A 7,016-nucleotide genomic window follows, 5' to 3' on the forward strand; every position below is an offset into this window, starting at 1 on the left:
CTCGCCCCGACCGGCTCGGCCGCTGACGGCGGACCTACCTGACCGTGACCGTCCGGCGGGCGGCCAACTCGGCGACCTGGACCGCGTTGAGCGCGGCACCTTTGCGAAGGTTGTCGCCGGAGACGAAGAAGGCGAGACCTCGGTCGCCCGGGACGCCCTCGTCCTGCCGGATCCGGCCGACCAGGCTGGGATCGGTGCCGGTGGCCCGCAGCGGCGTCGGCACGTCGACCAGTTTGACGCCCGGCGCCCGGCTGAGCAGGTCACGAGCGCGGGCGGGGGTGAGAGGCTCGGCGAACTCCGCGTTGATCGACAGTGAGTGGCCGGTGAGTACGGGGACGCGTACGCAGATGCCACTGACGGGCAGGCCGGGCAGTTCGAGGATCTTGCGGCTCTCGTCGCGGAGTTTGTGCTCCTCGACGGTCTCGCCCCGCCCATCGTCGACGAAGTCCCCGGCGTGCGGCAGCACGTTGAACGCGGTGGTGGCGGGAAACTCGGCCGCGGGCGGGAACTCGACGGCGTCGCCTCGGTGGACGAGCCCGCGCGGGTCCTGCGCCATCGCGGCTTCCAACTCGGCCAGGAGAGCCTCACCGCCCGCCAGTCCGGCTCCGGAGACGGCCTGGTAGGTGCTGATGACCAGGCGCCGCAGACCGGCCGCGTCGTGGAGGGCCTTGAGGGCGGGCATCGCGGCCATGGTGGTGCAGTTGGGATTGGCGACGATGCCCTTCACCGCCTGGTCGAGGGTGTGGGGGTTGACCTCGCTGACGACGAGGGGGACCTCGGGATCCATGCGCCAGGCGCTGGAGTTGTCGATGACCAGCACGCCGGCCGCCGCGAACCGCGGCGCCTGGGCACGTGACATGGCGGCCCCCGCCGAGAAGATCGCGACGTCCAGCCCGCTCGGGTCGGCGGTGGCGGCCTCTTCCACGGGGATCTGGGCGCCCTTCCAGGGCAGGGTGGTGCCGGCGCTTCTGGCGCTGGCGAAGAAGCGGATCCGATCCACGGGGAGCCCGCGTTCCTCAAGGATCGCTCGGACGACCGTGCCGACCTGACCGGTGGCGCCGACGACGCCGATGCTGAGACCCATCTCAGTGCGCTCCTGGGGGTGTGGTGTCTGCTGCTGCTCCGGAAGTCCGGCGGCCGAGCCATTCGGCATCGGTGACGGCATAGATCACGGTGTCGCGCCAACCTGTCTGGCCGTACCGGTCGTGGTGGAAGGTTGCTTCCTTGCGCATTCCGAGCCGTTCGCAGAGAACGAGAGACTGCTTGTTGGCCGCGTCCACCGTCGCCGCGATCCGGTGTGCGCCGAGACCCGCGGCTAGGTCGAGAAGCGCTGTGGCCGCCTCACGGGCATACCCATGTCCCTGGAAGTCCGGGTGCAGGACCCATCCGACCGCGACCTGGGCGTGGGCGGCACTGGTGAGGATGAAGGTGAGGTCGCCGATGACCCGGCCTTCCCCGCCGCCGCCGACGCTCGGTTCGCCGGGCAGCACGATCGCGAGGGCGACCCTGTCCCCATCGGTGGCCAAGGTGCGCTGCTTCGTACGCAGTTCGGTGTGCTCATGGCTGGCTTCCCGGTCGAGCAGAGGCCAGGGCAGGTAGGCCACGACCTCCGGCAGCCGCTGGTAGGCATGGATGTCGTCGGCGTCCTGCGCGCGGATCGGCCGAAGCACCAGTCGGCCGGTCCCGATAGGCGACGCGTCCAGACCGGCAAGATCAAAGGGCAACTGCAGTTTCGGTGGGGCGTCGCCATGCATGATCATGAGCCTCCTGTTGGAAGGGTACGCAAGGTGAAGCGAAGCACTGCCGACCCTGCCACGAATGATCAATTCAATCCAGTTAATACCTCTTGCGCCAACCATGAAGTGCTGCTTATCCATCAAGGTCGAACGTCACCATGGCGGCCTCAGCCGCGATCGCCCCCGCCAGGGATATGTGGCGCCCGCGACCTGGCTGACCAGACTCCCACCTCAGCCACTTACGGCCCTGACGCTTGGCGCGGCGATCATTCCGGAGCCGGAGTGCTTCCACCAGAGGCTGGAGTCTCGTTGTATCGGATGAGTGTCCATCTGGGAGGTGGCCAGCTGTTCAGGCTGAATTACGCGGCTTCGGCCCTCGGCGGTGGCCGTCGACCGGTTCCTGAGCACTTCGCGTGACCTCCGATCAACGTTCGTGGACGTGTCGTGAGTCGTCGGCTGTGGATCGTCACCGGTCACGCGCGTGGTTCCCGTACCCCTTCAGAGCGCGAAACGCAGCGTGCCTCGCCGAAACTAATTTGATATGCCCTCGGCGGCGGTACTCCGGCTCCAGGGTGATCGCCGGGTTCACGACAGGGCTCCGTAGGCGGCTGAGGTGGAAACTCCAGACAGCGTTCCCCAGGGGACTCCGGCCCCTTTCGAGCCCCTGGGACAGGCCCGCTCGTTTCGCTCGCCTTCGGGTCCACCCCGATATCCCGGGTGGGCCGGCGAAGCCCGCCCCGGGTGAACCCGGGCCGCTTCCTCCGGGCTTTCTCCCGGCTGGAAGGGCAGCTGCCCTTCCAGCGCCCCGGCCTGTGAGCCGCCGTCGTGCCCAACAGCCCAGGGGCGCTGCCGCAGGCGGTAATCACCGCCCCGGAGGCCGGAGCCACTGTGGTCGAGCTCGACGGCAGCCCGCACAGCATGACCGCCCAGGCAACCATCGCGGCAAGCCCAAGCTCGTGGCCACTCAACAGTCTCCGCGGTCCACGCGAGGCGGGTGTATCCGGCTTCCTGGTCCGGTCCCCGTTCCCTGGAACGGCACGCTGAAGGTGACCTCCTTGCTCAGGCGAGCCCGGACGCCCCTTCCGGGGGCCGCCGCCACCAGCAGTTCTCGCGTCCTGCCATTGGCACTCCACCTTCTTTGCCATCCCTGCCCATGGCCCCCGCACAAGGTTCGAAGGTGTCCCACCGAGCCCTGACGGAATGCGGGAGGAAATGGCACGACGTACGAGGCCGGCGAGGGTGCAGGCCGTACGACAGGCCGGCATGGCCGAATGCGGTGCTGTCTGCCAGTACGGCGTCGCGTTCAGCACGACGAAGTGGGGGACGAGCGTTTCAGCGGCCAGGCACGGCTCGCTCCAACTCAACCAGGGCCAGCGGGGGACCTTCGTCGAACTCGTGGTCGTGGGTCCTGCCAGTCTCGGTGAAGCCATTCTTGGCGTAGAAGCGGCGCGCTTGGGCGGAGTCCCGGAGTGTCCACAGATGCACGTCGTCGTAGCCGGCGTCTCGTACTCGATCCAGGACTGCCATCAACAGGACCATCGCGATGCCGCTGCCCCAGACGTCCGGGTGGGCGAAGAAGGTTTGGATCTCCGTGAGGCCGGGGCGGGAAGCGGAGGCCCCGAACCGGGCGAAGGCCCCCGGCCGCTCGTTCAAGCGCGCCAGCAGGATCGTGTCCACGCCCTCGGCCAGAATGCCGTGCCACTTGGTGCGCCGCTCCTCGATCCCGGCCGCGGCGACTTTCGGCGTGCAAAACGGACCGTGCGAGACACCCCAAGACAGGGCGTGGATCTCGCCGAGGATGTCCCCGTCACCAGGTTCCGCGGGGTGGACCGTGATCACATCAGGCATGCGTAGACACTACTGTGAGGCGTCCCAAGGAGGTTGGGCGCGTAGGCCGCCAGCGTGCTACCCGCGCTGTCAGCTTGGGAATTGCAGGGATCTTGCCTCGTTCTGGCGTGACCTGCGACTGAGACCGGTCGTGAGTGACCGTGATTGACCAATCGCCATCCCCCCAATCGCACGCTTATGGCACGACGGTCAAGTGCTCTCTGTTCAACGGAGCGGGAGCGCTCACACTCTGATGCCTGCGGGACGAAATCCACGATCGAACCCGTCGACAGGTACAAGGTGGCTGTGGCGCGATCGACCGCACGTGCCCTCGGGGCGGCTGGGGCGATTTTGGATCCCCGTCGACCCCGTCCACCAGATGACGATTTCCTACGTCACAAACTTTCCTACGTCACAAACCAGGGCCTCCACGCTACGTAACAGATTCGTCACTCAAATGAGCATAGTCACGATCAGTGATCTCTCGACAACATTTAGTTTCCCCCAAGAGCGGAGGCGAATGTGGCCAGTGAGTTCCAGCGTAGAAAGGTCGGCGGAGTCTTCCGGGCGATGGATGCGGACGGCGACGGCCGACTGACCCAGGCGGACTTCCAGGCGCTCGCCCACCGCTGGACGGCCGTCGCGGGGTCCGTCGACCCGGAGCGACTGGCCTCCATCATGACCGGTTGGTGGCCGGTGCTCCGGGCCGCCTCCGACCCTGACGGCGACGACGCCGTCTCCCTCGACGAGGTGCTTCGCGTCGTGGAAAAACTCGGTGACATGGCCGACGCGGTCTCCGGCACTGCCGACGCGATGTTCGAGGCCATCGACCTCAATGGCGACGGCCTCATCTCCTGTTCGGAATACGGTGCGCTCATCGCAACGTGGAACGGGGCGCCCTCAGCGACCGATGAGATCTTCCCGCGCCTCGACCTGGACGGTGACGGCCACCTCACCCGCGACGAGTTCCGCATCCACTGGACAGAGTTCTGGGCCGGCGACGACCCTGACGCTCCCGGAACCCACGTATTCGGCGCGCTGGTGGAATAGCCCGAAGGTGGCGTCGTGACCCCCTGCTGGTCGCTACGAGAACGGGCACGGGCGTTGACGTGATCCCCTCACCTTCGGCCAGGCTGGAGATCTGCTCGACAGGCGTACGGACGATCCGCATCGTGGAGATAACCCGTCGGCGCGGGCGTCTCTGTCATGCCACCGGGACCAACGTCAGATAGACCAGCCCAAGGATCCCGCGATAGCCGGTCAGGTACGAGGCGCGCTGCCGGTCGGTGTCGGCGCGCAGCTCCGCGGCCTTGGGATGGCCGGCGTTGGCGGCCAGCCATACCTCGATGTCGGCAAGATAGCTCGCCTCGAACTGGTCCCACTCTTCCTGAGAAGCGACCTCCAGCCACTCCACCCGGAACCCGGCCTGCACCGCCGCCTCTACCATGCCGTCCAGTGGAAGGTGATCGTCGGGCTTGGCACCTGGCCACATCCTGGCCAGCTCCTCCGGCTGCGGCCGGCGTTCCCAGAACCCTTCGCCGTACAGCACGCGGCCGCCGGGGTTGACCAGCCTGCGCAGCTCCTTGAGAGCCTCACCGAACTGGCCGGGTGCCGGGGCGTCGCTGAGCGCCTGCCCCGAGCCCACGCACAGCACCACGTCGGCGGGACCGCGCTGGGTGCCGGTGGCTGACTCCTCCAGGTACTCCATCCGGTCCGCCAGACCGCGACTGGCCGCGAGGGCCCGGCCGCGTTCCAGATCCCGCTCGAGCAGGTCGATGCCGATGCCCGTAGCACCAGACGCGGCGGCGAGCAGCCGGAGGCTCAACTCGCCCCAGCCGCAGCCGATGTCCAGCACGCTCGTCGGCTCCGTCACAACCAGGCGCGCTAGCAACCCCGCGGCCCGCTCCTCACTCAACGGCCCGTGGAAGGTCAGCCTGCTCCGATTCGAGGGTATCTGGTCGCCGGTCATCTCGTCTGTCGTCTGATCAGTCACGAACGGCAAGGCTAACCACGGCGGATACCCTCATGCACCTGCATTAAGCCTCAATCGGACCGATCCCAGCGGGGTGGTCCAAAAGCTAATGGCCGGATTCAACGCCCGCGAAGATCAAACAGGCCCATGCATGATCAAGCCCAGGTACCGAATCCATCGATCTACCTGGGCTTTCAGTATGAGAGCGGGTGACGGGAATCGAACCCGCGCCGTCAGCTTGGGAACTGCAGGGATCTTGGCTCGCATGGGCGTTGACCTGGGGCTGATGTCGGTCGTGAGTGCCCGTGGTTGACCCCTCGTCACCCCTCTCAATGGCACGCTGATGGCACGACGATCAGCCCGCGATCTGGTATTTCCCGCGCGACGTGCACACCGCCTGCCTGGTCATCCCCGTCTACCGTTGTCCCGCCTGAGGAGGAAGCAAGGAGAGCGCTCAGCTCTCGCCGATGCGCAACCACCGACGGCGGTCCTCCCGAGGCTAACAAGGCAGTCGCCACGCGGGAGGATAAGCGGTAGGATAAAGCGCATGAGCGAGCCTACTGGAAAGTATTCGATCACCATGCCGCGTGACATCGCCGAGGCCGCCCGATCCCGGAGTGGTCCTTCCGGCCTGTCGGCTTACGTCGCCGCGGCCGTCGCCCGCCAGATTGAGCGCGACAACCTCAGCGAACTCATTCAGGTCGCCGAGGCCGAGCACGGCCCCATCACCGACGACGAGGTCCAGGCACTGCGCGACCAACTCCACCAGGCCCGGCGGGGACAGGCCAATGGTGGGGCGACCGCGTGACCCGTTCCTCCGCCACTCCCGGCGGCACCCTTGTCCTCGACAGCGAGGGGCTGGCCAAGGCCGTCCTGCGCGACCGTGCGGTCACCGCATGGCTTGCTCTCGCCCGTGCTGACGACCTCCGCGTCATCACCTCTGCCACCACCCTCGTCGAGGTGGTCCACCCTCGCGTCAACCGGCCGGCTCTGGAGTGGACGCTGTCCCGCCTTGTCATCGAACCGGTCACCGAACCAATCGCCCGCCACGCCGCCACACTCTTGTCCAACGCCGGCCTGCACGGGCACAAGTACGCCATCGATGCCATGCTCAGCGCCACCGCCCTCGCTGCCCCGGGCCCCGTCACGGTCCTCACCTCCGACCCCGAGGACCTCGCCGCACTGTGCGGTGTACGCGTTACCGTCGTCAAGGTTTGAGTCATGCCCCGTCCTGCAGGTTCTGACAGGTGATCATGACCCTAATGGCACACAGGGATCAACAACATCACGAAACATCAAGGCCCAGATGCCAAACCCATCGGTCTACCTTGGCTTTCACAGCTGGAGCAGCTGACAGTGTGCTGGTTCAGGACATAGGAAACCCATGTCGCAAGACATAGGAAACTTCAACAGAGTGTGTCTCGGGACATAGGCAACCGCCGTTGTCATGAACGTGGGCGGTGTGTCCAAGGCCAGAGTTG

Annotated in this window: 7 protein-coding genes; 3 read left to right on the top strand and 4 right to left on the bottom strand. The window is 66.8% G+C overall.

Annotated elements, in window-relative coordinates:
- Positions 1-34: 34 nt before the first annotated feature.
- From ABGB18_RS43490 to ABGB18_RS43500, 3 genes are all read right to left on the bottom strand, one after another.
- Positions 35-1,084, bottom strand: coding sequence for an aspartate-semialdehyde dehydrogenase (locus ABGB18_RS43490; protein WP_347701559.1), 1,050 nt, complete (start codon positions 1,082-1,084; stop codon positions 35-37).
- A gap of 1 nt (position 1,085) precedes the next feature.
- The gene (locus ABGB18_RS43495; protein WP_347701560.1) at positions 1,086-1,760 is read right to left on the bottom strand and encodes a GNAT family protein; all 675 of its coding nucleotides are present in this window, start codon (positions 1,758-1,760) and stop codon (positions 1,086-1,088) included.
- A 1,308-nt stretch (positions 1,761-3,068) separates the two neighbouring features.
- Positions 3,069-3,584, bottom strand: a complete 516-nt coding sequence (locus ABGB18_RS43500; RefSeq protein WP_347701561.1) for a GNAT family N-acetyltransferase — start codon at positions 3,582-3,584, stop codon at positions 3,069-3,071.
- A 501-nt stretch (positions 3,585-4,085) separates the two neighbouring features.
- Between ABGB18_RS43500 and ABGB18_RS43505 the strand changes: the two genes are divergently transcribed.
- Positions 4,086-4,613: an EF-hand domain-containing protein gene (locus ABGB18_RS43505; protein ID WP_347701562.1), complete on the top strand. Its 528-nt coding sequence runs from the start codon at positions 4,086-4,088 to the stop codon at positions 4,611-4,613.
- Between the two features lie 154 nt (positions 4,614-4,767).
- Here the strand turns inward: ABGB18_RS43505 and ABGB18_RS43510 are convergent, their stop codons facing one another.
- Positions 4,768-5,556, bottom strand: a complete 789-nt coding sequence (locus tag ABGB18_RS43510) for a class I SAM-dependent methyltransferase (protein ID WP_347701563.1) — start codon at positions 5,554-5,556, stop codon at positions 4,768-4,770.
- Positions 5,557-6,082: 526 nt separating this feature from the next.
- On the opposite strand from ABGB18_RS43510, the gene ABGB18_RS43515 reads away from it, so the two are divergent.
- Positions 6,083-6,343 (top strand): CopG family transcriptional regulator, encoded by a 261-nt coding sequence (locus ABGB18_RS43515; protein ID WP_347701564.1) that lies wholly within the window; start codon positions 6,083-6,085, stop codon positions 6,341-6,343.
- Complete coding sequence (locus tag ABGB18_RS43520) at positions 6,340-6,753, top strand: PIN domain-containing protein (protein ID WP_347701565.1); 414 nt, start codon at positions 6,340-6,342, stop codon at positions 6,751-6,753. The genes ABGB18_RS43515 and ABGB18_RS43520 overlap by 4 nt, the downstream gene beginning before the upstream one ends.
- The last annotated feature ends 263 nt before the right edge of the window (positions 6,754-7,016 follow it).

This window comes from Nonomuraea sp. B12E4, from assembly GCF_039871825.1.
Lineage (GTDB): Bacteria > Actinomycetota > Actinomycetes > Streptosporangiales > Streptosporangiaceae > Nonomuraea.